The sequence below is a fragment of the Streptomyces sp. NPDC044984 genome, from assembly GCF_040646935.1.
In the GTDB taxonomy this organism is placed as follows: domain Bacteria; phylum Actinomycetota; class Actinomycetes; order Streptomycetales; family Streptomycetaceae; genus Streptomyces.
On sequence record NZ_JBEZBE010000002.1, the window covers coordinates 397,523 to 423,024 of the forward strand.

Annotated in this window: 19 protein-coding genes and 2 pseudogenes; 6 read left to right on the top strand and 15 right to left on the bottom strand. The window is 72.0% G+C overall.

Annotation, left to right across the window (positions count from 1 at the left end; translation table 11 throughout):
* Positions 1 to 41 precede the first annotated feature (41 nt).
* The 4 genes from AB0A94_RS03890 to AB0A94_RS03905 are packed head-to-tail and all read right to left on the bottom strand — an operon-like array spanning position 42 to position 7,274.
* Positions 42 to 1,370, bottom strand: coding sequence for a hypothetical protein (locus AB0A94_RS03890; protein WP_361738376.1), 1,329 nt, complete (start codon positions 1,368 to 1,370; stop codon positions 42 to 44).
* Positions 1,367 to 4,054 carry a hypothetical protein gene (locus tag AB0A94_RS03895; protein WP_361738379.1) on the bottom strand — a complete coding sequence of 896 codons (2,688 nt, stop codon included), beginning with the start codon at positions 4,052 to 4,054 and terminating at the stop codon, positions 1,367 to 1,369. The genes AB0A94_RS03890 and AB0A94_RS03895 overlap by 4 nt, the downstream gene beginning before the upstream one ends.
* The gene (locus AB0A94_RS03900; RefSeq protein ID WP_361738382.1) at positions 4,051 to 5,283 is read right to left on the bottom strand and encodes a hypothetical protein; all 1,233 of its coding nucleotides are present in this window, start codon (positions 5,281 to 5,283) and stop codon (positions 4,051 to 4,053) included. Before AB0A94_RS03900 ends, AB0A94_RS03895 begins: the two co-directional genes overlap by 4 nt.
* 8 nt (positions 5,284 to 5,291) lie before the next feature.
* Positions 5,292 to 7,274 (bottom strand): hypothetical protein, encoded by a 1,983-nt coding sequence (locus AB0A94_RS03905; RefSeq protein WP_361738385.1) that lies wholly within the window; start codon positions 7,272 to 7,274, stop codon positions 5,292 to 5,294.
* Positions 7,275 to 8,048: 774 nt separating this feature from the next.
* Here AB0A94_RS03905 and AB0A94_RS03910 point away from each other — a divergent pair.
* A complete protein-coding gene (locus AB0A94_RS03910) occupies positions 8,049 to 8,438 on the top strand; it encodes a hypothetical protein (RefSeq protein ID WP_361738388.1) in 390 nt (129 codons plus the stop codon).
* 97 nt (positions 8,439 to 8,535) lie between these two features.
* Positions 8,536 to 8,865 carry a putative quinol monooxygenase gene (locus AB0A94_RS03915; protein WP_361738391.1) on the top strand — a complete coding sequence of 110 codons (330 nt, stop codon included), beginning with the start codon at positions 8,536 to 8,538 and terminating at the stop codon, positions 8,863 to 8,865.
* Positions 8,866 to 9,431: 566 nt separating this feature from the next.
* Here the strand turns inward: AB0A94_RS03915 and AB0A94_RS03920 are convergent.
* The gene (locus AB0A94_RS03920) at positions 9,432 to 10,157 is read right to left on the bottom strand and encodes a glycoside hydrolase family 11 protein (RefSeq protein ID WP_361738394.1); all 726 of its coding nucleotides are present in this window, start codon (positions 10,155 to 10,157) and stop codon (positions 9,432 to 9,434) included.
* Between the two features lie 1,278 nt (positions 10,158 to 11,435).
* On the opposite strand from AB0A94_RS03920, the gene AB0A94_RS03925 reads away from it, so the two are divergent.
* Positions 11,436 to 11,891, top strand: coding sequence for a MarR family winged helix-turn-helix transcriptional regulator (locus AB0A94_RS03925; RefSeq protein WP_361738396.1), 456 nt, complete (start codon positions 11,436 to 11,438; stop codon positions 11,889 to 11,891).
* Positions 11,892 to 12,096: 205 nt separating this feature from the next.
* Here the strand turns inward: AB0A94_RS03925 and AB0A94_RS03930 are convergent, their stop codons facing one another.
* Positions 12,097 to 13,782, bottom strand: coding sequence for a ribonuclease J (locus AB0A94_RS03930; protein WP_361738399.1), 1,686 nt, complete (start codon positions 13,780 to 13,782; stop codon positions 12,097 to 12,099).
* Positions 13,783 to 13,871: 89 nt separating this feature from the next.
* Between AB0A94_RS03930 and AB0A94_RS03935 the strand changes: the two are divergent.
* Positions 13,872 to 14,093 (top strand): annotated as a pseudogene (locus AB0A94_RS03935) (hemolysin III family protein); the annotation flags it as partial.
* Between the two features lie 266 nt (positions 14,094 to 14,359).
* Here the strand turns inward: AB0A94_RS03935 and AB0A94_RS03940 are convergent.
* On the bottom strand, positions 14,360 to 14,698 hold the full coding sequence (locus tag AB0A94_RS03940) for a MerR family transcriptional regulator (RefSeq protein WP_361738402.1): 339 nt from the start codon (positions 14,696 to 14,698) through the stop codon (positions 14,360 to 14,362).
* 1,331 nt (positions 14,699 to 16,029) lie between these two features.
* Between AB0A94_RS03940 and AB0A94_RS03945 the strand changes: the two genes are divergently transcribed.
* Positions 16,030 to 16,389 (top strand): hypothetical protein, encoded by a 360-nt coding sequence (locus AB0A94_RS03945; RefSeq protein WP_361738405.1) that lies wholly within the window; start codon positions 16,030 to 16,032, stop codon positions 16,387 to 16,389.
* Between the two features lie 102 nt (positions 16,390 to 16,491).
* On the opposite strand, the gene AB0A94_RS03950 is transcribed toward AB0A94_RS03945, so the two are convergent.
* The 8 genes and pseudogenes from AB0A94_RS03950 to AB0A94_RS03985 all read right to left on the bottom strand — a co-directional run bounded on the left by AB0A94_RS03950 (position 16,492) and on the right by AB0A94_RS03985 (position 24,021).
* The gene (locus AB0A94_RS03950; protein WP_361738408.1) at positions 16,492 to 16,800 is read right to left on the bottom strand and encodes an SCO5918 family protein; all 309 of its coding nucleotides are present in this window, start codon (positions 16,798 to 16,800) and stop codon (positions 16,492 to 16,494) included.
* 49 nt (positions 16,801 to 16,849) lie between these two features.
* On the bottom strand, positions 16,850 to 17,254 hold the full coding sequence (locus AB0A94_RS03955) for a CBS domain-containing protein (RefSeq protein ID WP_361738411.1): 405 nt from the start codon (positions 17,252 to 17,254) through the stop codon (positions 16,850 to 16,852).
* Between the two features lie 46 nt (positions 17,255 to 17,300).
* Positions 17,301 to 18,797 (bottom strand): DEAD/DEAH box helicase, encoded by a 1,497-nt coding sequence (locus AB0A94_RS03960; protein ID WP_361738413.1) that lies wholly within the window; start codon positions 18,795 to 18,797, stop codon positions 17,301 to 17,303.
* Between the two features lie 343 nt (positions 18,798 to 19,140).
* Entirely contained in the window at positions 19,141 to 19,344 is a 204-nt protein-coding gene (locus tag AB0A94_RS03965; RefSeq protein ID WP_361738416.1) for a cold-shock protein, read from the bottom strand.
* A gap of 693 nt (positions 19,345 to 20,037) precedes the next feature.
* Positions 20,038 to 20,279: pseudogene (locus tag AB0A94_RS03970) on the bottom strand (FAD-dependent monooxygenase); the annotation flags it as partial.
* A gap of 1,385 nt (positions 20,280 to 21,664) precedes the next feature.
* A complete protein-coding gene (locus AB0A94_RS03975) occupies positions 21,665 to 22,294 on the bottom strand; it encodes a TetR/AcrR family transcriptional regulator (protein WP_361738419.1) in 630 nt (209 codons plus the stop codon).
* A 142-nt stretch (positions 22,295 to 22,436) separates the two neighbouring features.
* Entirely contained in the window at positions 22,437 to 23,828 is a 1,392-nt protein-coding gene (locus tag AB0A94_RS03980; RefSeq protein WP_361738422.1) for an amidase, read from the bottom strand.
* On the bottom strand, positions 23,815 to 24,021 hold the full coding sequence (locus AB0A94_RS03985; RefSeq protein WP_361738425.1) for a hypothetical protein: 207 nt from the start codon (positions 24,019 to 24,021) through the stop codon (positions 23,815 to 23,817). The genes AB0A94_RS03980 and AB0A94_RS03985 overlap by 14 nt, the downstream gene beginning before the upstream one ends.
* Positions 24,022 to 24,169: 148 nt before the next feature.
* Between AB0A94_RS03985 and AB0A94_RS03990 the strand changes: the two genes are divergently transcribed.
* Positions 24,170 to 25,495 carry an MFS transporter gene (locus AB0A94_RS03990; RefSeq protein WP_361738427.1) on the top strand — a complete coding sequence of 442 codons (1,326 nt, stop codon included), beginning with the start codon at positions 24,170 to 24,172 and terminating at the stop codon, positions 25,493 to 25,495.
* Positions 25,496 to 25,502: the final 7 nt, after the last annotated feature.

A 25,502-nucleotide genomic window follows, 5' to 3' on the forward strand; every position in this document is an offset into this window, starting at 1 on the left:
GGGTCGACGGGGACGGGGACGGGGACGGGGACGGGGACGGATCAGGTTTCGGGCGGGACGGGCAGGGGGCCGAGCGGAAGGCGGGTCTCCGCGTCCGCGCCGTTCGCCACCGGGCGCAGCACGAGGGCCGCCGCCCCGTCCGCGCCGACGCGGACGCCGACCCGGCAGGGCCCGTCCGGGGTGCCGGCGGGCAGTGTGACGTCCGGCAGCGGGACCGGGCGGCCGTCGGGGCCGACGGCCTCGATCCGCAGCGGGCGCCCGGCCGCCGCGTCGGGGAGCACCTGGACGGGCCGGCCGTCCCTGGCGGCGAACACGATGTCGCCGCCGGGCTCCAGGGCCCCGGCGGGGGCCAGTTCCAGCGCCTCGGTGTGCAGTCGTCCGGCGGCGCGGCGGTGGGTGCTGATGCGGACGGCGTACGGATAGCGGTCGCCGGGGTCGGCGAGTCCCGCCGCCACCAGGGCGCCGCCGGCCGCCGCCGCGTACCCGGGGTCCACGTCCGCGGGCAGCGGCAGCAGCCGGTGACGCTCCGCCAGCTGCCGGGTGAGCGGTTCGAGCCGGGCCAGGCCTCCGGCGAGCAGCAACGGCGGCCGCGCTGCCGCGCCGGGCGGCGCGGCGACCTCGTCCAGGGCCTGCCGCACCGCGTCGATCAGCGGCGGAAGGGACGTCCGTACGGTCCCGGCGGTGACGTCCCGGTCGCCCAGGCGGTGGACCGGGATCTCGTCGAACGGGTCGGGGCGGCGCACGGCCCTGGCCACGGCGAGCCCCAGCCGGCGGCCGCCGGGGTCGTCCAGGCGCGCGGCGGCGAGTCTGCGGTGCCCTTCCTCGTCGTCGGGGAGACCGGCGGCGGCGAGGAGCGCCGCGTCGAGTTCCGCTCCCAGGCGGCCGGTCGGCCCGGTCGCCTCGGCGGTGGCGCGCAGGAGCACCGAGGGGCCGGCCGGCGTGCAGCGGGCGGCGTCGACGGCGCGGGCCCCGGCGTCGCACACGAGGTACTCCTCCGCGGTGTCGGCCGCCGCGCCCGCGGCGTGCCGGACCAGGGCGAGCAGGGCGTGCGCCGTGCCGATCGCCCGGACCCGTGGACAGCCCTCCGCGGCGAGGGCCGCCGTCGCGGGGCCGGCCGACGCCTGTGCGGTGCGCCGCGGCAGGACGACCACGGCCCCGGCGGGCGGACCGTACCGGGCGAGGTAGGCGCCGTACGCCTCGCGCAGCGCGGCCACGGGCCGGCCGCGCACGGCGGCGGAGAGCGGCAGCCCCTCGCCCGGCACGTCACCGGGCAGCGGTACCGGACGCGGCGGCGCGGCGCCGGGCCGTGCGACGGCGAGCCGGGCGTAGCGGGTGCCGATGTCGAGGGCGAGGGTGTGCGGCGGATTCATACGCGGTCGTCCCCTCGCCCCCGCCGCCAGCGCAGCCAGGAGGACTTCGTGTCCTGGTCGGGCTCGGGGTAGGCGCCGGACGGCGGGCGGGACGGGCCGTCGCCCAGCCCTCGGCCGGAGGACGGCGCGGGCGGCGTCGGCGGTCGCCGGGACGGCTTCTGGCGCAGGAGCCTGATCGCCTGCTCGACGCTGTCCTTCAGCTCCTCGTGGCCGTCCAGTGCCCGCTGCCGCACCAGGTCGCCGAACCGCTGCTGGGAGATGGAGTGGTAGAGCAGACGACCGAGCGCCCGCTGCGGCGAGGCGCGGTCGAGGTGCCTGGCCAGGCGGTGGAGCGCGTCGCCGCTTCCCGCTCGGTCGTGGAGCCAGGGCCTGATCGCCTCGAGCACGGCCGACGGGTACTCGACGACCTCCTGCCCGCGGTCGGCGTACCGGGAGTGGGGGCTGGCCCGCACGACCGCGTCGCCCAGCTCCTCGGGAGCGGCCGTACGGGTGGCGACGAGCCGGCGGATGTCCGCGGTGTGGGCGAGCCACTGCAGGTCGGGGTGGCTCCTCAGATGGTGCTCCCACTGCGCGGGCATGCCGTGGGTGATCCAGTCCCCGGTGCGTTTCAGCAGCTCGGCGATCCGGGCGAGCACCGGGCCCTCCAGGCTCCGCACACCGCCCGCGGCCGGGGCTCCCCGGGGGTGGATCAGCTCCCACAGGACCGGGTACGGGACCTGTTCGGGCCGGTCGCCGACCAGCCCGGCGGCCAGCTCGGCCTCCTCCCAGCTCAGCAGTCCCAGGTGGGGCAGCTCCTCTCTGAGGACGGCGGCGTATTCGGCGGGCGCCCGGCCGTCGTCCGCCAGGCACCGGGACCGCCGCATGTCCGAGCCGAGCAGGGGGCGCTGGAACAGATCGGCCCACGCGGCGTGCTTCCCGGTGGGGCCGGGCCGCCGCGGTACGAGGATGTCGATCGCGCGGAGCAGGAGGTCGCGGTCCGTGTCCGTGCCGCTCCGTCCCGCGGCGACGTCGTACAGCTCCGGCTTGAGCCAGGGGAGGACGTCGGGGTTGCCGGCGTGACAGGCGAGTCTCAGGCCGGTGCGCCAGGCCGTCGCGGAGACGTCGGCGAACGCGTCGATCTCCCCGCCGACCGCGGCGACGAGCGGTTCGCGGTGGATCAGCGCGGCGCCGCGCAGCCACTTCGGCGTCTCCCGCGCGCTGTCCCCGCCGGGCAGGGACAGCAGGTCCCGGACCGGCCGGTCGTCCAGGGTGTTCCGTTCGGCGTTGACGTCGAGCCAGGCCAGGGCCAGGGCCGGGCGCCGGAGGAGAACGGCGTGCACGGCGGCGGCCGTGTTCTCCTCCAGGTCCCGCTGCAGGGCGTGCAGCAGCGCGCTCCGCGACCGCAGTCCGTCCGGCGTCGTGGCCGCCGCGTCCCCGTCCAGGTAGCCGGCCAGGACCAGGGCGTGGGCCTGCCCGTCCCGGGGCGCCGCGGCGGCCGCCAGGTCGAGGACGGCACGCACCCGGGGAAGGGTCTGGCTCTCGGCGTCCCAGGAGTTGAGTTCGTCCACGAGGGCCTCCCCGGCCCGCGGGGACCAGTGCTCCAGGAGCAGGCTCCGGGCCTGCGCGCGCTCCGCCCCGGAGCGGCCGCCGGACAGGGCGCGGCGCGCCAGGTGCCGCGCCACCGTGGCGGCCTCCGGCTCGGTCAGGCTCTCCAACGGGTGCAGGCTCAGCAGCCTGGCCACGTCGTTCAGCCGGCCCACCCCCCGGTCGATGTCCCCCAGCACCACCGCCCGCAGATCGAGGTCCCGCAGGTGCTGCAGCGCCGGCTCGGCGTCGTGCGGGGTCAGCGGGGTGCGATGGGACAGCAGGTGGGGGAGCAGGGCGTCGACGCCCTTCTGCTGCCGCAGCCGCAGCAGTTCCGCCAGGTAGGCACGGCCCTGACTCGAGCGGGGCTCCTGCGGCGGCTGTCCGCGGAGTACGGCATGGCACTGGTTTCCCCGGGGACGCAGCGCGAAGGTCAGCCGCAGCTCGTGGTCGGCGCCGTGGCCGGCCCAGGTCGCGGCGGACAGCCAGGCGCGGCTGCCGTACGGCAGCAGGGCGCAGATCCCGTCGAGCACGGCGACCCGGGTGACGGCGTTCAGACCGGCGTGCTCCGGGGACAGCGTGACGGCCACGTGCCGCCCTTCGAGGAGCAGCGCGGCGCACCGCGCGGCCCACTCGAACCCGATGTCCTGCTCGATGTACCGGGCCAGCTTCGCGACCGTGGTGGGGGCCGCGTCGAGGACGAGGTGCGGCGGGTGCCCGGCGTCCGGGTCGGCGGCCGGCCACTCGGCGTCCAGGGCGGCGGCGTAGAGCGAGGACCAGGTGAGCCCCGCGCCGCTGACCGGCTGCCAGTCGAGGAGCAGCAACCGTGCCGAGTAGCTGATCCGGCCGGTGGCGTCCCGCCCGCCCGACCAGGTGGTCTCCACCAGACCGGTCACGGTCCGGCCGGCTTCGGTGCCGCCGAGGAACGCCACCCAGGGCAACGCGTCGGGGGCGTGGACGCGATCGGCGCGCGGCGTCTCCGTGGACGCGGCCCAGAAGTACTTCTGGGCGACCCGGGGTTCCACGCTGCCGGCCTGCACGTCGTAGGCCACCTGCCCCGGCGCCTTGCCCTGGAGGGACCAGGCGGCGTGCACCGAGGTCCCGGCCGATGCCCCGCTCACCTGCGCCCCCGCCAGAGCCTGCCACCCCCGCGCGACGACCCCCGCAGCCCTTCCTCGAGGGCCATCAGCGGCTCGATGACGTTGATCGGCGTCGGCGGGGAGCTGCAGATCCGCTCGCCGTCAGGCTCCACGTTGACGTAACCGCGGTAGTCGAACTGGCTGTTGGCGTTGAGCTGGAAACCGATGGCGGAGGTGGCGTAGTAGGACATCCGGTCGGGGTGGAAGAAGTTGCCGAGGCCGTCGCGGACCAGGCGGGCGCTGCCGCCGCGGAAGCTGTTGCAGATCCAGTCGAAGAAACCCCGCGCCTGGTGGTCGGGGACCCGCGGGATGACGCCGACCCGCTCCTGGGTGACCCAGCCGGCCCGCAGCGCCGGCTCGAAGACGTCCGGGTGGTCGAACTTGGTGATGCACACCGCGACGTGGTGCGGCAGCCGGCCGTTGCGCAGGAGCCGGTTCTCGTCGCGCACCCGGGCCGTCATCTGAGTGGCCATCCCGAAGAAGTAGTTGATGCTCGCGGTCTGCTGGTTGGCGTCCAGGAGCGGGTCGAACAGGTAGACCAGGCCACCGCAGCCCGACAGATGGGTCACGGCCTGCTCGTGCAGGTCCTCGGCGACCTGGTTGGACCTGGGGTTGAACGCCTCTCCCGGGAGGTCGAGCACCTCGAGCGCGAACGAGATCTGCCGACGCCGGAGGCCTCCGACGCCCTGCGCGTCGCCGGTGAAGGACCATCTGAGGTCCCGCTGCGCCCGGGTCGCCTCCGGGAAACGCTGCTGCGACACCAGCTGGTCCACGCTGTCCAGCAGGAACTCCTGGGAGGACGGGTCCATCCCGGCGATCACCCAGTTCACCCGGGCGCGCTGCTGGTGCTGCATGGCGCCGATCGGCACCGCGCCCAGGAACGTCGTCTTGCCGGACCCGGAGGCTCCCCACACGCCGATCCTGACGCCGGCGGGAGCGGCCCCGCCCATCTGCGGTATGGCCTTCGGCGGCGTGACCCGGTCGGACACGGTGTGGCTGTCGTGGGCGCCGACCTGCAGCGGCTCCGGTACGGGCCGGAGTGCCGGGGCGGGGGCCGGTCCCTCGGCGCCGGGCTTGCCGTTGAGGGCGAGCGACTGCCAGGTGCGGTCCGCGTCGGGGTGCGCGTTCGGGGACTGCCTCTGCTCCGGGGAGCCGGCCTCGTCCCCGGAGCCCTCGGGCTCCGGGTCGGGCCGGCGCTGCTGTGTCGTCATGGGCCGGTTCAGCTCCTAGGTGGGTCGGATGGCCGTGGGGGGAAGGGCGGCGCGGTGAACGCGAGCGGGGTGCCGTCGGTGTCGTGGGACCGCTCGGCGGTGAGGGCGAGCGCCGCCTGCTCCGCCGAGTCGGTACCGGGCCGGAGCAGGAGGCGGTCCGGGCCCGTCAGGTCTCGCCAGGCCCCGGAGAGGTAGCGGCCCAGCCGGTCCCCGCCGGGTGTCCCGGGAGCGACGGGCGCGGTGAAGGGCTCGGCCCGGACGCCGACCCGCACCCCCCGGTGACGCAGGGTCCGCAGCTGCTCCCGCCAGTCGACGGCACGCGGGCAGCCGGGCACCAGGCCCTCCTGCGTGTACGGGGCCGGCGGCCGGCCCCCGACCACCAGGAGCACCTGGTCGGCCGACTCGTCGCGCTGCCCGGCGGTCATTCTGGCGGCCTCCCTGAGCGCGTCCTCCAGCGAGGAGGTGAGGGTGCGCCGGGGCCGTACCTCCAAGGTCAGCTCCCGTAGGTGCCGCAGTGCCCGGCCGGGCGTCCCCGGCCGCACGGACCGGACGACCTTCCGGTCGGGCTGGTGCTCGTTGCGGGGCGCGTGGTCGTAGTAGCCGATCACCGCGGCCCGCAGGCCGCCGCCCGCGCCGCCGTGGCGCTCGGCGGCACGGATCAGGTCGCTCGTGAAACCGACGCGCTCGGCGACCTCGGCCCGGTCGGTGCCGGACATCTCGACGGCGCAGATGAGCTCCACGGGCCTGGGCCGCCGGAGGTGCCGCGGCATGCGGGCGAGCACGGCGCGCAGGTCGGGTCCGCGTCCGTCCGGTGCCTCGGCCAGGAGGTGGCCGCCGTCCGTGCGCACCTCGATCTCGCCCGGTCCGTGCAGGACGAAGGTGAGGTGCGCGGAGCCGAGCACGGGCAGTTCGGCACGGGGCAGGCCGAGGAGCGGGGGGCGGTGGTCCGCCGGGCGGTAGTGACCGGCGAGCAGCGGCAGTACGACGGTCAGGGTCTCGGACGGCGCGGCGCCGCCTCCCGGGGGCGGCACCGGGAGGCCGCCGTGCACGGTGACCGAGGCCGTCCGGGTCTCACCGGGGGCGAGCCGCAGGCCGGCCTCGAACAGGACGTGGTGCGCGAGCTCCACCGGAAGGTGGTCGCCCGTGCCGGTTCCGGTCCGCGCCAGGAGCAGGGTGTGCGGTTCCCGCAACGGTGCGCCGCGCAGCAGCCGGCGGACCCGGTCCGTGGTGGCGGCCGCCGTGCCCGGACCGGGTGCGGGGGCCGGGGCGCTCTCGGTACGCGCCGCGCAGGAATCGTGCAGCACGGCGGCGGCCCGGTCGAGGAGGGTCCAGCCGACGCCACCGCGCAGCAGCACCAGCGCGGTGGCACGGGTGCCCGTCCCCTCGCACGCGCCGGGCACGACGGCGTGCAGCCAGTCGCGCACGGCCCGGTCGAAGTCCGGACGGTCCACCGGCTCGACGGTGCCGATGCCTCCGGCGAGCTGGAAGCGGCGCGGGGCCTCCCCGGGGGCGAGCCCGGGGACCAGCTCGGTCCAGGGCGTCTCGGCGTGCGGGCGCGCGTGCGGCAGGCCGGCGGCGTCGGCGTACGCCCGTACCACCGCCGCCCGTCGGGTGCCGAACTCGACGAACAGCACCTCGGGCACCTCACCGGTGGTGAGCCCGTGCAGCAGCTCGGCCAGGGCGTGCGGTTCGGCGGCCACCGCGGGGGCGGGGAGTGCGACGGGGCCGGGGATGTCGGAGGGGTGCGGGATACCGGAGGGTGCCGGGCGGAGCAGCCCGGCGATCTCCGCCTGCTCGGCCGGACCGCTCAGCGCGCGCCGGGCCGCGTCGAGGTCCCAGGCGCGCGCGGCGGCAGCCAGCTCGGCCGCTGCCGACCGGTGGTCCTCCTCGGTCGCGGCCCCCAGGACCGGATCCCCGAAGAGCGGGAATCCACACGCCGGGCAGCGTCGTTCGTCCCGCCCCGGGTGGAGGCAGACAGGGCAGCGCACCACCGGACCGGACCGTTTCTCGTCAGCTCCGGAAGAGAGCAACACGTTCGCGGTGCCCTCTCAGAGCGGCCTGGAGCGATGTCCGCACCCGGCACCACTTCTGATGGACGTCACGTCTGCCCCCTTGCCCCTGCTGTGCTGCGGCATCACTCCTCGCGGCGGCACCGGGCGGTGCCGCCGCGAGGAGGAGCCCGATCCGAGACGAGCCCGGGGAACTATCCGGTCACACCGGGCCCTGTAGTCAACTCCTGGACATCCAACGCTTTTTCGTTGGTTCCCCCCCAAGGGACGGCCCATTGTCGCGAGCGCGTTCGCAGGCCGCAACCGGTCCGTCGCCCTCAGTCGTCTCATGAGTGGACTCGTGGGCGCATTGGTGCACTCCCTCGTCCACGATGCGCCCCCTCGCGCCGTGTCGTACGGCACCGACGCCTCCACTCCCGGCGCGGACCGCTCAGGAGGGAGCGGCTCCCCCTCCGGTCCTCCGCTCGAACGCCCCATGGCTCAAGCCAACCGGACCGTCCGGTCGGGGACCGGTCGCGGTCGGGGCGAGTATCGGCCGGGGCTTCGCCGCACCGCTTCCGCCGCCGTCGCACCGCGCACCGCCGCCGCCCCCTCCCCGGCCGTGCCACCACGGTGACCGGCTCGCCGTCCCCCTGCCGCACGGCGTCATCGCCACCGGGGAAGGTGTGGGACCGTCTTCGGACAGTGCGTGCCGTGTGGATCGCGGATCACCGTGGCCGAACGGCGGAACGGCCGAACGGGGGAGGCGGAATGGCCGTGTCGAGGGAAGACGCCGAGGGTTCGCCGGAGGACTGTGCGGCCGTGGCCACGGCCTGCCACCACGCCATGGACGCCGGGGCTCCGCCGAGCATCACACGGCCGGCGGTGGAGCTCCCGGCCGCTTGCCGGGCCGGGATTCCCCAGGACGCGGAAGCAGTCGCCGACTTCGTCGGTGTGGGCGGCTCCGCCAAGGACGGCGTCGGCCTGCCGCGCCGGGCGGGCGAACACCACGTGGTCGGCTACGGTGAGAACGTCGACAACCCCACCATCGACGTCATCTCCGCCGAGATCAACTTCATCGGTGACCTCGTCGGCCCCCACGACGACCTGTGCGGGCCGATGGTCCTCGCCGCGCGGGGCCGTGTATGCCCGCACACCGCCAAGTAGTCCCTCGACCGTTTCCAGGACGCCCTGGGCGATCCCGGGGAGCGGCCGCATCCGGGGCCGGGCGATCCTCACCCCGAACCACGAAGGAGGCAATCCCTTGATTTTCATCACCGCGAAGTTCCGTGTCCTTCCCGAGCACGCCGACCGATGGCCCGAGGTGGTGGAGGAGTTCACCCGCGCGACGCGCGCCGAGCCGGGATGCCTGTGGTTCGACTGGTCCCGCAGCATCGAGGACCCGACGGAGTACGTCCTGGTGGAAGCCTTCCGGGACGACGAGGCCGGTGCGGCACACGTGGGCTCGGCGCACTTCAGGGCGGCGCAGCAGACCTTGCCTCCCCACCTCGCCGCGACACCCAGGATCGTCAACGCGAAGGTGCCCCAGGACGACTGGTCGCTGCTCGGCGAGATGGCGGTCGGCGAAGGCTGACGCGGGGCGCGGCGTCACGGAGGGGGCCGAAGCCGGCCGTGCGGGCTTCCGCTCCCCTTCGCCTGCCCGACGGCTGCGGGCAGCCGAGGGTCGCCGCCTCCGCGGCGTCGCCGAGGGCGTCGGATGCGCTCTCCGGGAGCGGGGCTTCACAGCACCCCCGCGGGAGCACCGTTCCTGGTGGGCGACGGCTACCGCGCGGAGCCGCCGGCCCTCCGCCCACCGGCGGTCCGACAGCCGTCGAGTGCGGGTGACCCGGAACACCGGCCTGCGGGAACTGTTCATCACCGGCTCGGCTCGTCGGCCCGGGGCCCACACACCCGGTCACGCTGCCGTGATGACGGGTCCCTCACCCCGCCTTCGCGCAGCGGCTGGCGGGGCGCGGAAGGCGCGGGTGGCCGCGGAGGGCGGGAGGTCGCCGATCGCTGTGTGGAGGTGCCGGTCGTCGAACCGGTCGCCCCTCCCCCGGCCTTCGGCCGGGAGTGCCCCCACCGCGGTGGGGGGTTCGCCACGGCTGCGGGATCCGCCACGAGGACGGGGCCCGCAGCCGGTCGTTCGCCGGACAGAGGTCAGCCGCTGACCGTGATGTTCGAGCTTCCGCTGCTCTGGTAACCCTCGGTGGCCATGATCATGTAGTACCTGAACTGGCCCATGTTCATGCCCGCGCGCGCCCAGGCGTCGAAGTGGTTGCCGGTGGTGATGGTTCCGGAGCCGCTGGTCACCTTCGACTGCCGGACGCTCCAGTACTGGTCGAAGGTGCGGGTGCCCTCGACGGAGGGGGCGTTGTACCGTGTCGTCCTGTAGATGTCGTACGTGCCGCCGTCGCTGTAGACGGTGCCCCTGTGCTGACCGGTGGGCCGGTAGCTGCCCCAATTGTCGACGATGTAGTACTCCACCAGCGGGTTCGACGTCCAGCCGTAGAGGCAGCCGTAGCCGTTGCCCGACGGGTTGAAGTAACCGGTGTAGCGGACCGTCCTGCGCCCGCCGGTGTTCCAGCCCTTGCCGGCGACGAAGTTGCCGCAGTTGGTCCACCGGGTGCTGTAACTGCCGCCGCCGTTGAGCGTCATGGAGACGGAGCCGCCGCCGTCGGTCCAGAACGAGTAGTACATGCCGTCGTAGCCGGTCTGGTTGGTGGTGATGGTGGTGGCGGCGTGGGCGGTGCCGGGCAGCAGCAGTCCGGACGCGGTGGCGAGTGCGACGGTGCCGGCGCCGCCGAGGAAGCCTCGTCGGCTCAAGCCGCTGAAGGGGGCGGGGTTCTGCTGGATCTGGTCCTGCTGCGTGCCGTCCTGCTGCATGCGTCCTCCCGATGAAGGCTGGTGGGGGGCGGGCGACTTCTGCCGCCCGCGGCCTTGCATGGAACACGGCGGGGATCGCCCGTCGTGGTGCCGCAACGACCGACCGCCCTCCCCCGGTCGCATGACGCGGGGGGGGGAACGACGGCCTCCTGTCGTTCAGTGGCCACAGTTTTCGTAGAGCACCATGACCCTGTCAACTCTTTCGACAGGCTTTCGGAAATATCCCACTCACCGGAAGAGGTCTTGGCGAGTACGACTCCGCTGGTCAAGACACCTATTACGTGAACCCTTGCGAGGGATGGAGTAATACGAGGAAGGGGAGTAGCGCAATCATGTGCGTGACGTCCGAAACTTTCGAACGGGTGTGGACGCGGCTACGGCGGCCCTCACCGGGAACGACCGCGCGCGAACCGCCCGGCCCGGGCCACCGCGTACGACGCGGCGGAATCCGCGGCCGTCGCCTACGTCGGGGTGCGGTGCCGCGCACGGACCCTCGAATCCGCCAGCCTCGCCCTGACGGACGCCTCGACTCCCCACGCGGCCCGCGGAACGCTTCCCGACACCACCGGCCGCGCCACCGGATACGCCCCTTCTGCCTGCCCCGGGTTCGGCCTCGTTCCACCGCGCCCGGGCGGTATCCCGACCGACGCTCGCCATCCTCCAAACGATGCGTGGAAACCGCAGCTCCGGGATGCACATCCGGCGGGCGGCGCACTCCACGTCGTGCGCCCATGGAACCACGCAGACGCGCCCCGCCCGAAACCTGGGAAATCAGAGAACCATCAGGTCAAACACCCTTTGCCGCAGGCTCCAGAATCGCCGCGCACTCCACGTGATGCGTCGTCGAGAAGACGCCAGCCGGTACCACAGCAAGCAAAGCGCCTGGTCAGGGGCGTATTTCAGCTCTTCTCGTCGGCCATCCGGGAACCGGAGCGCCGAACGAGCGTCAGCGAATCAACGACCCGTCAGCCGTCGAGTGCGGGCAACCCGGACGCACCGACCTGCGGGAACCGTTCATCGCCGGCTCGGCTCATCCGCCCGAGACCCACACGTCCGGTCACGCTGCCGCGATGACGGATGCGATGCTGCGGTGCCGGGCGACACCGTGCGCGAAATCGGGTACGCGTGACGTGCCCTCCCGCAGGTCCTCCAGGAACTGCCGGTAGGCGTGGGCGACTGCGTAGACCGACGCGTCGGCTCGGGGTTCCCGTCAGGGGCCGACGTAGCGGCAGGCGCCTACTAGCGTTGACATCTCAACACCAGAAAGGGTGTGTTGACATGTCAACGTCGGACGCCGGGACTCCCCAGCCGGGCGAGGCACCGACCGAGGACGCACCGGATCCCGTCGCCCTCTGGTCCGCCTTCAAGCGCGCCCACGAGATCGTCCGAACCCGTGTGATCGCGGACGCCGCCGAGGCGGCGGGCCTCTCCGAGCCGGACCTGACGATCCTCGCCGCCCTGAACAAGGGCGGGGGGTCCCTGCGCCAGAGCGAGCTCGCCGCGTCGCTCGGCTGGGACCGCACCCGCGTCTCCCACCAGCTCACCCGCATGAGCAAGCGTCAGCTCGTCACCCGCGAACGCGCCGCCGGTGTCATCGTCACCCTCACCGACACCGGACGCCGGGCCGTCACCGCCGTGCACCCCGGCCTCGACGCCGCGGTGCGCCGGCACTTCACCGACAAGCTCTCCGCGCAGGAGATCGAAACACTGAACTCCGTTCTCCGCCGGCTGTAGCCGCCGGACCACGAAGCCGGCAAACCGCACGGGCACGATCACCGGCCCCCGGCCAGCTGGTCCCGCCTCCTCCGCTCGACCCGGTACGCGTCAGCGAGTACGCGCGGGACGTGGCCCACTGCTTCCCTGAGCCCAGCGCCCATGAACCACCTGGGGTCCGGGTCGTCGCCGACCACGTGACCGGTCTCCACTGCCGGGCTGTGGCTCAGGCGTCGATGATGACGGGGATGATGAGGGGCTTGCGACGGTGGGTGCGGAACGCCCAGTTCGCCACGGCGCGGGCGATGAGCTGTTCGAGCTGGCGCGCGTCCCCGACGCCTTCCTCGGCCGCGGTGGCCAGGGTCTTCTCGATGACGGGGATGACCGGTTCGAAGGTGGTGTCGTCGTGGACGAAACCGCGGGCCAGGAAGTCGGGGGCCTCGGCGAGGGCGCCGGTGTCCGCGTCGACGATCGCCACCACCGTGACGACGCCCTCCTCCGCGAGGGTGAGGCGGTCCTTGAGGGACGCTTCGGTGGCGCCACCGACTTCCATGCCGTCCACGTAGACGTTGCCGGCGGGGACCTTGCCGGTGATGGACGCGCGTCCGTCGACGAGGTCGACGACGACGCCGTCCTCGGCGATGACGACCCGGTCGGGGTCGACACCGGTACGGATGGCGAGGTCGCCGTTGGCCCGCAGGTGGCGCCACTCGCCGTGCACGGGCATGACGTTGCGGGGTTTGACGATGTTGTAGCAGTACACGAGTTCGCCGGCGCTGGCGTGCCCGGAGACGTGCACCTTGGCGTTGCCCTTGTGGACCACGTGGGCGCCCCACCGGGTGAGTCCGTTGATCACCCGGTAGATGGCGTTCTCGTTGCCGGGGATGAGGGAGCTGGCGAGCAGGACGGTGTCGCCCTTGCCGATGCGGATCATGTGGTCGCGGTTGGCCATCCGCGACAGCGCGGCCATCGGTTCGCCCTGGGAGCCGGTGCACACCAGAGTGACCTGGTGGTCCGGGAGCTTCTCCAGCTCCTTCGTGCTCACGACCAGACCGGAGGGGACCTTCAGGTAGCCCAGGTCACGGGCGATGCCCATGTTGCGGACCATCGACCGGCCGACGAAGGCGACCTTGCGGCCGTGCTGGTGGGCGGCGTCCAGGACCTGCTGGATGCGGTGCACATGGCTGGCGAAGCTGGAGACGATGACCCGGCGCGGCGCGGTGCGCATCACCTGCTCGATCGCCGGGTTCAGCTCACGCTCGGAGGTGGTGAAGCCGGGTACTTCGGCGTTGGTGGAGTCGGTGAGGAACAGGTCCACGCCCTCCTCGCCGAGGTGGGCGAAGGCGCGCAGATCGGTGATGCGCTCGTCGAGGGGGAACTGGTCCATCTTGAAGTCGCCGGTGTGCAGCACCATCCCGGCCCGGGTGCGGATCGCGACCGCGAGGCTGTCGGGGATGGAGTGGTTGACCGCCACGAACTCGCAGTCGAAGGGCCCGAAGCCGCGCCGGTCGCCCTCGCGCACGCGCACCGTGCGCGGCCGGATGCCGTGTTCCTTGAGCTTGGCCTCCAGGAACGCCAGCGTCAGCTTCGAGCCGACGACGGGGATGTCGCGCCGCTCGCGCAGCAGGTACGGCACGCCGCCGATGTGGTCCTCGTGGCCGTGGGTGAGCACCACGGCCACGATGTCGTCCAGCCGGTCCCGGATCGAGGTGAAGTCCGGCAGGATCACGTCCACGCCGGGCTGGGTCTCCTCGGGGAACAGCACGCCGCAGTCGACGATGAGCAGCTTGCCGGCGTGCTCGAAGACGGTCATGTTGCGGCCGATCTCGCCCAAGCCGCCCAGAGCGATGACCCGCAGTCCTCCCTCGGGAAGGGGCGGGGCGGCTTTCAGCTCGGGGTGCGGATGACTCATGCCTCCACGGTACCCGGAGAGTGGGACGGCATGATCCACCGCCTGTGCGTTCTCTTTCTTCCCGGCGGTCCGGGGCGCCCACACCTGCTGCGCCGGTGCGTCACCTGCCCGACTTCCTCCACACCGGCGGTGCGGCCGCAGTCACCCTTGTAGTGACCGGCGGCCTCCTCTACAGCGCGGGCGCGGTGGTCTACGCCGTCCAGCGCCCCGACCCCTCGCCCCGCTGGTTCGGCTTTCACGAGGTGTTCCACGCCCTGACCGTGGCGGCCTTCACCGCGCACTACATCGCCATCTCCCTCACCGCCTACTGACCACAGCAGCACGACATGCATTCCTGCGGAACGGAGCCGTCGCCGCACTCGCGGCCCGATCAACGGCCGTATGGGGGATGCCCTTGAGAAGAGGCGGCGCCCGGGCTTGGAGCCTGCCGGCCGCCTCATCCGCTGTGGGGGCGCCGCGACCGGGCCGAAGGCGAGCGACATGCCAGTGGAACCGACCGGACACGAAGACGAACCCAGCGGCACAGCCCGGCCGTGCGCGGTTGTGACGGCCCGCCGATACCGGCGGACCCACCACCTCAGGCCGCGGCCGACGGACTGGACGTCCCAGCGGCGCGGCGGTACTCGGCGTTGATGCGCTGGGCTTCTTCGAGCTGGTCTTCGAGAATGACGATCCGGCATGCGGCCTCGATCGGCATGCCCCGGTCGACGAGCTCACGCGCCCGGGCTGCGATGCGCAGTTGGTAGCGGGAGTAGCGGCGGTGTCCGCCTGCGGAACGCAGTGGTGTGATCAGTCGCGCTTCGCCGATGGCGCGGAGGAAGCCGGGAGTGGTGCCGAGCAACTCGGCAGCCCGGCCCATGGTGTAGGCGGGGAAATCGTCGTCGTCGAGACGGCTCAGCGACTCGTCTGCTGTCATCTCGCCTCTCTGTGCAACACATGGAGGGGCCTTGGTGCCGTACGACACCAAGGCCCCGAAGGAACTGCAACACCATCTGCCGGCCCTAGTGCTGCGCCGGCCTACTGTTCCCGCCCAGCCGCCTGATACTCCGACGGGGGTGCGGGGATCGCGGATGCGTGACCGGAGACCACCTGCCTATCGATGTCCTGCGGTACCCGAGCTCGTGTCTTCCGCCCGGGTGATCCCGATGGTGCTCGACTCCTCCGTTCTTCCCTCGAAACCAATCACTTGCAAACAGGGATTGCGTACTGCTGATACCGCGAACTGCTGGTGACCTTGCACAGCGCCACCCTCCGGCAGTCGGCCCCGTCGCCCGTCCTGCGTCTGCTCTGGCTCGGAACCCCACCACCGGACCCCCGGCGCGCGCGTCCGCAGTCCAACGCCTTCACCGGGGCACCACTCGATACAGCACTGCTGGTACCGCGACCGCATCAACTGCGGTCCTGCTCACGGCGGCCCCTCATCACTTCGGGCCACCCGGTCCGGTCGTCAGTCCCGTCACCGTCGTACGACAACCTGGCTTCGGAACTCCACCACCGCACCGCCACACAGGGACTGCTGCCCGGCAGTTCGCGCCTGCCGGGCCTTGTTAGATCTCGGCTACGAGAGAAATCGTAGCCGTGGAGCATCCGAATGTCTATCCCCACAACTACAGATTTACTGCCGTCGGACGGGGAAGACTCCCGATGAGGCGATCTGTGCGGCTGAGGGCCGTCCGCAGCGCAACCCGCCGCACGGACGGGACCCAGAGCCACCCGCCGAGCTTTCCGTGACGCCGCCGACCGGCGCGGCGCGCCGCCGACCGCGATCCTCAGCCCCTCCGGCGAACACGGTGGCTCCTGGGTCGGCGGGTGGAGCGCAGGGGCGGGCGGGACAAAGGCCGGGGCCGGAATGATCCTGATGAGCACGGTGTCCGCCAACGCCACGGCTGTCCGTTCCACCGCGGCCGTTGCCGACACACGCGAAGCCGCACACGTCCTCGTCGAAGACCTGCGGCAGCCGAACGGCAGCCGACCAATGCCCCGGGCGAGCCTCGGACACCGCGGTCCTGATCGCGTCCGGGCTCGCCACCGACGCTCCGCGCCACGACGGGGCACCTGCGCGCGGGAACGGACGACCCACCCGTTGACCATCGAGGTGGCCGTCCACGACCCCCGGCTCACAGGTGCCGCGCATACGAACCCACCGGCCCCGTGGTGCGGCACCGGGCGAGCCGTGTGCGCCCCGTCCCGGCCGGTGATGCCACCGGCCGGGACGCCCGGACGGACCAAGGCATAGAATTCGATCTCATGCCGAAACCTGACGAGCTGATCGTTGACATCGCCGCCCTCGTGGAGTCCGGGCAGAGCAATCAGATGTCCCTGACCGTGGTCACCGGTGGTGCTGTCATCACCGGTCGGCTGGCTCCCGAAGCCGTGTGGAGGCAGAGGGTGTCGGAGGTGCTGATGGACTCCGCACACCTGGGCGAGTTCTCCGCCGTCTTCGACACCCCCGCGAAGAAGGAGGGGCCGCCCACGCATCTGCACTTCCACGTCGCGCGGATCCTGCAGGGCACGGTGGGGATCCCGGAGACGGGCGGGATGTACCGCATCGCGATCGAGGACGTCAGCGCCTGGACCGTGGGGGACTTCAGCTACTCCGACCACTGACCCACCGCCGCGCCGGGAGCGGCACGTCACGCAGTGAGGGCCCTACCGGTATGTACCGGTAGGGCCCTCACTGCTCTGTTCGGTCCCTGCTCGTCCCGTTGGTCAGCCGGACAAGGGGGTGCCGAGCATCGCGGAAGCCCGCTGCAACGGGCTGTCCACGCGCGCAGGTGCGGTCTCGGGAAGGGCGCGACAGGTGAAGCCGAGCCGGGACATGGCCCGCAGGACCTCGCCGACGCTGAAATCACGGCGGTCCTGGCGGGTGACGACCTCGCCGACCTGCTTGGCGGGGTAGTGGCGTCGTCCGATGATCACGGACTCGCCGGTGACCGGTTCGGGCCTGATGTCCTTCATCGATTCCAGTACGCCGCTCTTGGTCAGGTCGAACGGGAAGCGGGCGATGACACAGCGCATGATGCCTCACGGGGAGAAGGAGGGACGGGGCCGACCGCCGTGAAGCGGTTCAGCGGGAGAGGGCGAGGACGCCCAGAGCGTTGCCCTGTCCGTCGACCACGGGCAGGGCCCCGAGCCGGCGGCGCCGCATCGCACGCTCGGCTTCGGCCCTCGTGGTCAGCGGCGAGGCGAAGGGAGCGATGACGTCGGCGATGTCACGCAGACAGATCCGGTCCGTGTACCGGGAGCTGTCACGAACGGCCGTGAGCCGGGCCCGGGTGACCAGACCGGTGCACAGACCGTCGTCGTCGCAGACGATCAGGTGAGCCGTACGGGCGGCGGCCATCACGGACAGTGCCACCTCCACGGTCATGTCCTCCCAGACCTGCGGTCCGGCCGCTTCCATGGTGTCGGCCACCGTGCCGTGCACGCGGTGGGCACTCTCCGGGCGGAACTGCGTCTGGACCAGCGTCAAAGGGTGCCTCCTGCGGGGATGGGCCGGCTTTCTGATCACGAAGGTTCTACGCCGCCGTACCGACGGTCGACTGCCGTACGGACGCACGGTGGGCCGCCGAAGCGGGACGGCGTCGGCCGCGTGAGGTCGCGCCGCGCTTCTTGGGGCGTTCGGCCACCGGTGCGGTGATGACGACCGGGACGCCGGAGGGGGCCTGGGCTCCGGTGATGCGGTGCAGGGCTTCCCCGCCGACGCGGACCTGGGTGGTCTGCGGGACGATGCCGGCCGCTGCCATGAGGCGGGTCACGGCGCGGCGCTGGCTCGGGGTGACCAGGGTGACGACGCTGCCGGACTCGCCGGCGCGGGCCGTGCGGCCACCGCGGTGGAGGTAGTCCTTGTGGTCGGTGGGCGGATCGACGTTGACGACGAGGTCGAGGCTGTCGACGTGGATGCCGCGCGCCGCGACGTTGGTCGCCACCAGCACGTTGACGTGCCCGGTCTTGAACTGCGTCAGCGTGCGGGTGCGCTGCGGCTGCGACTTCCCGCCGTGCAGGGCGGCGGCCCGTACCCCGCTGTTCAGGAGGTGCTCGGTGAGGCGGTCGACGGCGTGCTTGGTGTCGAGGAACATGATCACGCGGCCGTCACGCGCGGCGATCTCGGTGGTGGCCGTGTGCTTGTCGGCGCCGTGGACGTGCAGCACGTGGTGCTCCATCGTCGTGACCGCGCCGGCCGAGGGGTCGACGGAGTGCACGACGGGGTCGCTGAGGTAGCGGCGCACGAGCAGGTCGACGTTGCGGTCGAGGGTGGCGGAGAACAGCATGCGCTGACCCTCGGGGCGGACCTGGTCGAGCAGGGCGGTGACCTGCGGCATGAAGCCCATGTCGGCCATCTGGTCGGCCTCGTCGAGGACGGTGACGCACACCTGGTCCAGCCGGCAGTCGCCGCGGTCGACGAGGTCCTTGAGACGTCCCGGTGTGGCGACGGCGATCTCGACGCCACCGCGCAGCGCGCTCGCCTGCCTGCCGATCGGCATCCCGCCCACCACGGTGGCCAGCCGCAGCTTCACTGAGCGGGCGTAGGGGGTGAGCGCATCGGTGACCTGCTGCGCCAGCTCACGCGTCGGTACGAGGACCAGTCCCAGCGGCTGCCGGGCCTCGGCGCGCTGCCCGGCCGTACGGGCCAGCAGCGCCAGACCGAAGGCGAGGGTCTTGCCGGAGCCGGTGCGGCCACGGCCCAGGACGTCCCGCCCGGCGAGGGAGTTCGGCAGGGTCGCGGCCTGGATCGGGAACGGCACGGTCAAGCCTTGCGACCCCAGCGCGGCCAACAGCTCCTTGGGCATGTCGAGATCGGCGAAGCCCTCCACGGCGGGAAGCGCGGGAGTGACCGTCTCGGGGAGGGCGAACTCTCCCTGAATCGCGGCAGGCCGGCGTCCGTAACCGCCGGAACGGCTCGAGCTGCCCGACCGGTTCGGGGCCGACGAACCGAATCGGCTGCCACCCCTTCCGGAGTCGGCACCGCCCTTACGGGCAAGGGCGAAACGGTCGTTCGTACGTGTGCGGTTCATGCGGAACCTTCCTCGATGCGGCACATATCAAGGAATTCCCGCAGCGATGAGCAGCACGGAGAATTGCAAGAACGGGCCGGTGGAACGCGACAGCGCATCTGGCCGACGGAAATCCGTACGCGCACAGGCGCTGAAATGAGTGACGCAAAGTGGACGCAATGTTCGGGCGTCCACCGCGATGAGGTCATGACGGGTTGCGCGCACCCTTGAAGGATGCTTCGCATGCGGTGAGCATACGGTTTTCCTGGTTGTCGTCCACAGGAGAAACAGCTACGGGAAACGCAAGCAGCTGGGACCCGCACCCCAAAGGATGCGGGTCCCAGCTACGAAATGCGCGTCAGCGTCAGGAGGGAACGATGTTCTCGGCCGTCAGGCCCTTCTGACCCTGCGCGATGTCGAAGGTCACCTTCTGGCCCTCGAGCAGCTCACGGAAGCCCTGGGAGGCGATGTTCGAGTAGTGGGCGAACACGTCGGCGCCGCCACCGTCCTGCTCGATGAAGCCGAAACCCTTTTCCGCGTTGAACCACTTCACAGTACCAGCAGCCATGTCATTTCTCCTTCGGGGCAGTGCCTCGGGGCCCACACTGTGCGGACCCCGCGTCGCCGCGATGATCACCCCGCCCGGAAAAAGACCGGATATACAAAAGCGCTTCCAGTGGCACAGGAGCCGAGCCGGAGACACTTGAAGTTTTCGGGAACCACAACTGCAACTGGGATCGACAGTAGCACGCCGCAGCGGCCTGCGTGCGGGGAAGAATCCGAGTTCACTTATTGCGGCAGAGAATCTGTCTGCGTATTCCATTGAAATCTCACCCCGCGGGCACAGGTATTGACCCAGCCGGAGCGCAACATTCCAGGAAGCGTGGGGCGCGCCGAACGGCAGGTCGGATCACGTTCTCAGACCTGCGCACCGATCTTCGGACCGGCCGGAGCGTCGAACGAGCCTCACGACGGCTGCCGAGGCCGTCGGCGGGCTGGACGAGGTGACCAAGGGCCGGGCAGAACCCGCGAGGCGCCCCAGTCGCATCGGTCGAAGCGGACCGTCGCCCGCCCGGGCGGCAGATCACCGATCACGTCGTTCCATGTGTCGGCGGAGCCACCCCAGCGGCAGACGAACACCAAGGCCGGTGCGGTACGGTCCCCGGCCCGTGCGTCCAAAGCGCCGGCTGCCACCGGAACCGGCCTTGTCGTTCACATCACCGCTGCGCCTCTCCCCCGGCCGCTCGAGACGATCGGCGTTCCGCGACCGGGCGCCGTCCGCGCCGACCAGCAGGCTGGTGACGACGGTGCTGCCGCTGGCGAACGTCACCTCGTGACGTCCCTCGCCGAGGGTGCGGGTCCTGCCGGTCCTGTGCCTCCACTGGACGCTGCCGACAGCGGGTCGAACAGGATCCGCCGCAGCGCCGCGCGCCACCGCGGGCGTCCGCCCGTACGGTTGTCGCGTTGGTCAAGCCGCACGTTCCCGTCCCGGTCGGGGATCCGGCGTGGTCACCAGCAGGACTCCGATCCCCGCCGCCCAACAGCCGACATCGGACCCACGGCCCCGGCACGCCACCGGCACCGGCACCGTCTCGCCGCCTCCCGGTCCAGGCACAAACCAGCGGGGAGGAAGCTCGGCGCACGATCCACCGGGCATGTTCCTCGGACCTCGACCAGCACCCGACGCTGCCTGCGCCGGCCTCCCCTGACCCCGCCCTCCGGAAAGAGCGTCAGGTGAGCGCCGGCACTCCCCGCGCTGTTCTCGCGGGGGATCGGGCGCATCGCTCCTCACCATCGCGGCACCGGTTGAAAGCCGCAGGTCAGGGCCTTCCTGCCGACAAGCGGTGCACCCCGCGTCGTGCATCTCGGAAAACAGGTCGAGCAACCACCGGTGAACCTCAGCGATCCGGAGAAATCGGAGGTCAGATCCCCTTTACCGCAGGCTCCGCACTGACTTCGGCTTGTCAGGGTGACGCTGGATCGTCGGGGGTCGGGCCGGTGCGGCCATGAAGCCGTCGAGGGTGCCGGGCCGGTGCTGAGGGCGCTTGAGCCGGTTGCGGACGAGGACTTCGAGCCGGCCCGCCTGCGGGTGGTCGGCGGGAAGTTCCCCGGGGCACCCCTCAACCACCGGCGCCGGCGTCAAGCCTCGTCCTCGCCCAGGAGCTGTACGCCCTTGCCGCCCGCCAAACCGTCTACCGGGAACCCGCCCACGAATGGGCACACCGCAGCCGCGCCCACTTCGAGAAGCACTGCGATCCGGACACCGCACGCCGGCTGGGCGCCTTCGTCGGAGGACTGCCCCTCCATCGCGCCCCGTCCCGTGAACCCCGACGATGTGGCCCACCAAGTGAGCTGCCCGCCGAGACCCTACGGAATGCGGCCCGCCGGCAGACCGGCGCCATCCACTCGCCTGACGACCCGCCAGAGGGAGCGTCGCGGCGATTCCGCTCCCCCGGTGCGGGGTCGGGGCGATGCATCCGTGCCCCCCACGCAAGCCCAGGAAGCAGCAGGTCAACAGCTTCTTCCGGCAACTCGACACAGTCCGCGTGACGCACCCACGAAAACAGGCCGGCCCGGCCCCCGAGCTTGACAGGAACAGAAAAACGCAGGTCAGGAGCCCTTTGCCGCAGGCTCCAGAATCGCCACGCACTCCACGTGGTGCGTCATCGGAAAGATGCCCCGGCAGGATGGATTTCATATGACACCAGCTCAGGGGCCGTTTTCTGCTCCGCAGAAGGACCCTTCGCGCGCACGGAGCGTCAAACGGGCGTCACGCCCAAGGGCTACGTTCTGGTCGGTCATTGCCGGGGATTTCAGGACCCCTGCCGGTACAGCCGGCCGCTTGGCCTCCACGGCCCGGTGGCCGGACCGCCCGATGAGCGAAGTGGTCAGCTGTCGGGTTTCTTCTTCGAGCGCCCGGGGGCGGCGGCCCGGGTGGGGCGAGCGCCGGCCTCGATCTGCTGGGCGTACACGGCGTTCGTCACGAGTTCGCGCGCGTATGCGGCGTCCAGTCGGCCGGGGCGGAAGAGGATGCGGTACATGATTGGCGCCACGACACGGTCGATCAGCAGTTCCGTCTCGGGCACCGGCTCCCCCCGCTGCACCGCACGGGCCAACACGGCGTCGATCTGCTCTGCGGCATACGCCGAACACTGACCGGCATTGGTTCCGTCGGGGTCGCCGAGCAGGACGTCCCGGATGTAGGCGCGCCCCGGCGGCGAGGCCATCTCGTCGAGGAACTGTTCCGCCCACGCGTCGAGATCGGCCCGCAGGCTTCCGAGATCGGCCGGACCCGTTTCCGGGCGCAGTCGTTCGACGGCCACGTCGGACAGGAGTTCCTGCAGGTCGCCCCAACGACGGTAGATGGTGGAGGGGGTCACGCCCGCCCGAGCGGCCACCATCGGGACCGTGAGCGCGTCGCGGCCCACCTCCCCCACGAGTTCACGTACCGCCGCGTGGACGGACTCCTGTACGCGTGCGCTGCGCCCGCCGGGGCGAACCATGGGCCTGGGACTCATGCGGTCCACCTTAATGCGATTTTGTTGCTTCTAGGCGGTGGCCGGCGTCGGCGACCCGCGGGGCTGCACATCCGGGTGCCCGAGCCCGGCGGACGCCCCAGCGGCGACGCGACCGCGTGCCGGCCGGAACGTCCGCCTTCCCTCAGGCAGCGAGGGGAGCGAGCCGCCCCGCGCCGGCCACCGACTCCTCGTAGACCCGGCCCACACGGAGCACCGTCGCGTCGTGGAAGGGGCGCGCCATCAGCTGCATACCGATCGGCAGTCCGGCGCGGTCGTGACCGACCGGCAGGGTGAGGGCCGGGACGCCGGTGATGTTGGCTGGGGCACAGAGGCGGACGTAGCTGTCCGACACGGCCTCGGTCGTGCCATCGGCCCACTCGACGGCTTCCTGCCCCGCCTCGGCGGCGGTCATCGGCACCGTCGGCGCGGCGAGGACGTCTATTTCGTCGAACATGAGAGCCCAGGCGTCTCGCATCATGGTGCGGGCCCGCTGGGCGCGGAGGTAGTCGCCCGCAGAGGTGAGTGCGCCGGCCTCCAGCAGGACGCGAACGTCCGCCGCGTACAGGTCGGGGGTGGCCCGCAGCGACCGCTCGTGGTAGGCGGTGGCCTCGGGAACCATCAGCCCCCACTGGACGGCCCGGATGTGACGCGCCATCGGGATCTCGACGTCGACGAGCTCCGCCCCCAGCTCCGCCAGCCGCTCGATCGCGCCGCGCACGGACTCCTCGACCTCGGGCGTGACCCGGTCGAAGTAGTGGTTCCGCGGTACGCCGACCTTCAGTCCCCGCAGGTCGCCTCCCGGGAAGCGGTCCGGCATCGGGCCGGGCACGCTCGCCGGGTCGCGCGGATCGTGGTCGGCGGTCGCCGACAGCACCAGCGCGACGTCCTGGACGGTGCGGGCGAGAGGACCCACGTGGTCCAGGGACCAGGACAGCGAGGTCACGCCTGTGCGTGGGACCAGGCCGTAGGTCGGCTTGAGGCCCACCACGCCGTTCAGGGCCGCGGGGACCCGGATGGAACCGCCCGTGTCCGTGCCCATGGCGAACGTCGCCCCGCCGGCGGCGACAGCCACCGCCGAGCCGCCGCTCGACCCGCCCGCGACCCGGCTGTGGTCCCAGGCGTTGTTCGTCTGCGGAGTGGTCAGGCCGTAGGCGAACTCGTGCGTGTGCGTCTTGCCCAGGAGGACGGCCCCGGCGGCGCCGAGCCGTTCGGCCACCCGGCTGTCGCGTTCCGCCACGTGCCCCGCCCGGACGCGCGAGCTCGCCGTGGTGGGCATCCCCTCCGCGTCGATCAGATCCTTGAGCGCCATGGGGATCCCGTGCAGCGGCCCGCGCGGTCCGCTGCCGGAGATCTCCCGTTCGGCGCGGACCGCTGCGGCCAGGGCCGCGTCGGCGGCGACGGTGACGTAGGCGCCCAGTCGTCCTTCGACGGCGGCGATACGGGCGAGCACCGATTCGGTGAGTTCGACGGGGGACAGCTCCCGTGCGCGCACCGCACGGGAGGCTTCGGTCAGCGACAGCTCAAACGGTTGCATCGGCGTTCCCCTGTACGGCTCGGTAGGAGGACGCGGGAGGGATCTCGCCGAAGTCGAGCTCGCGCAACGTGCTGATCACGGAGTGGATGTGGTTGGCCGTCATGGCCACTCCTTCGTGTCGGCCGTCCCCGAGGGGGAGCCCCGCCCGCAGCGCCCCTCGGGCTGCCTCTTGGGGGGTGAGTTCGCTGGTCATGGCTTCCTTCCGGATCTGTGCGGCGCGACGGGCCGGGGCTGGTACAGGACCTCCGACCACCGTAAAAGCGAATTATTTGCTTTAGTCGATCGTAGGACCTACGGTGACTTAAAGCAAACCAATCGCTTTTAGCACGGGAAGGACCCTCATGCAGAGCGCCCCCGCGGGCCTCGCGCCTCCCCGCACCTCCCCATCCGGACGCCTGCCGTTCGCCTTGCACGCCTCGATCCTGATCGCGCTGCTCGCCGCGTCCAGCGCGCCGACCCCGCTGTACCCCCGCTACCAGGCTCAGTGGCAGCTGTCGTCCCTCGACATCACTGTGGTCTTCAGCGCCTACGCCCTGGCGCTCCTGATCGCACTGCTGACGACCGGAACGCTTTCCGACCATGTCGGACGCCGCCCCGTGCTCCTGGGCGCGCTCGCGGTCCAGGTCGCCTCCATGGCACTGTTCGCGACGGCCGACGGCCTGACCACCCTGATCGGCGCCCGCGTGCTGCAGGGCATCGCGACCGGCGCGGCGACCAGCGCGGCAGGTGCGGCTCTCCTCGACCTGGAGGATCCCGCCCGGCCCGGTCGCCCCGCTCTGGCCAACAGCATCGCGCCGGTGACGGGCATGGCGGCCGGCGTCCTGGCAGCCACCCTCGTGGTGCGCTTCGCCCCCGTTCCGACGATCACGGTGTACGCGGCCCTGATCGCCGTGTTCGCCGCGCAGGCCATCGCCCTCGTCTCGACGTCCGAGACCGTCCGCCGCCGTCCCGGAGCACTGCGCTCGACGCGGCCCCACCTGGCGCTGCCGTCGGCGGCCGCCCACGCTCTCCTGCTCCACGGCGCCGGCGTCGTCGCCGTCTGGGCACTCGGCGGCTTCTACGCGTCCCTGGGACCGGGCCTCACACGGCTCGTCTCCCCCGGCGGACCCGAATACGCCGGCGGCACGGTCTTCTTCACGCTCACGGCCGTCGCCGCCCCGACGGTGTACTTCACGCGCAGGATGCGTCCCGACGTCTCCGCTCTTCTCGGGAGCTGCGCGGTGGTTCCGGCGGCCGCCCTGACCCTGGGTGCCCTCCACCTCGCCGGCCCCGTACTCCTCTTCGCCGGGGCGGCGCTGGCCGGGTTCGGCTTCGGAGCCGTCTCCCAGGGTGCGCTGCGCGCGGTCGTCGACTCGGTCCCGGCCCGGGAGAAGGGCGGCACGCTCGCCTCCTATCACGTACTCAGCTACCTGGCGATGAGTCTGCCCGCCATCGGCGCCGGCGCCCTCACCGCCGGCTTCGGGCTGCGTGCGGCAGCACTGGCCCATGCCGGCTGCGTGGCCGTACTGGCGACCGTCGCAGTCGCGACGCTGACCGCGCCGCTGCGCAGTCGGCGCCGGACACCGTCCCCGGACACCCACTCCCGCCCGGCGACGAGCAACTGCACATCCGCCTCACCCGACACACCCGCTCCAGACGTCTCCGTCCTCGCGACCCACGACAGGTAAGGAAAGT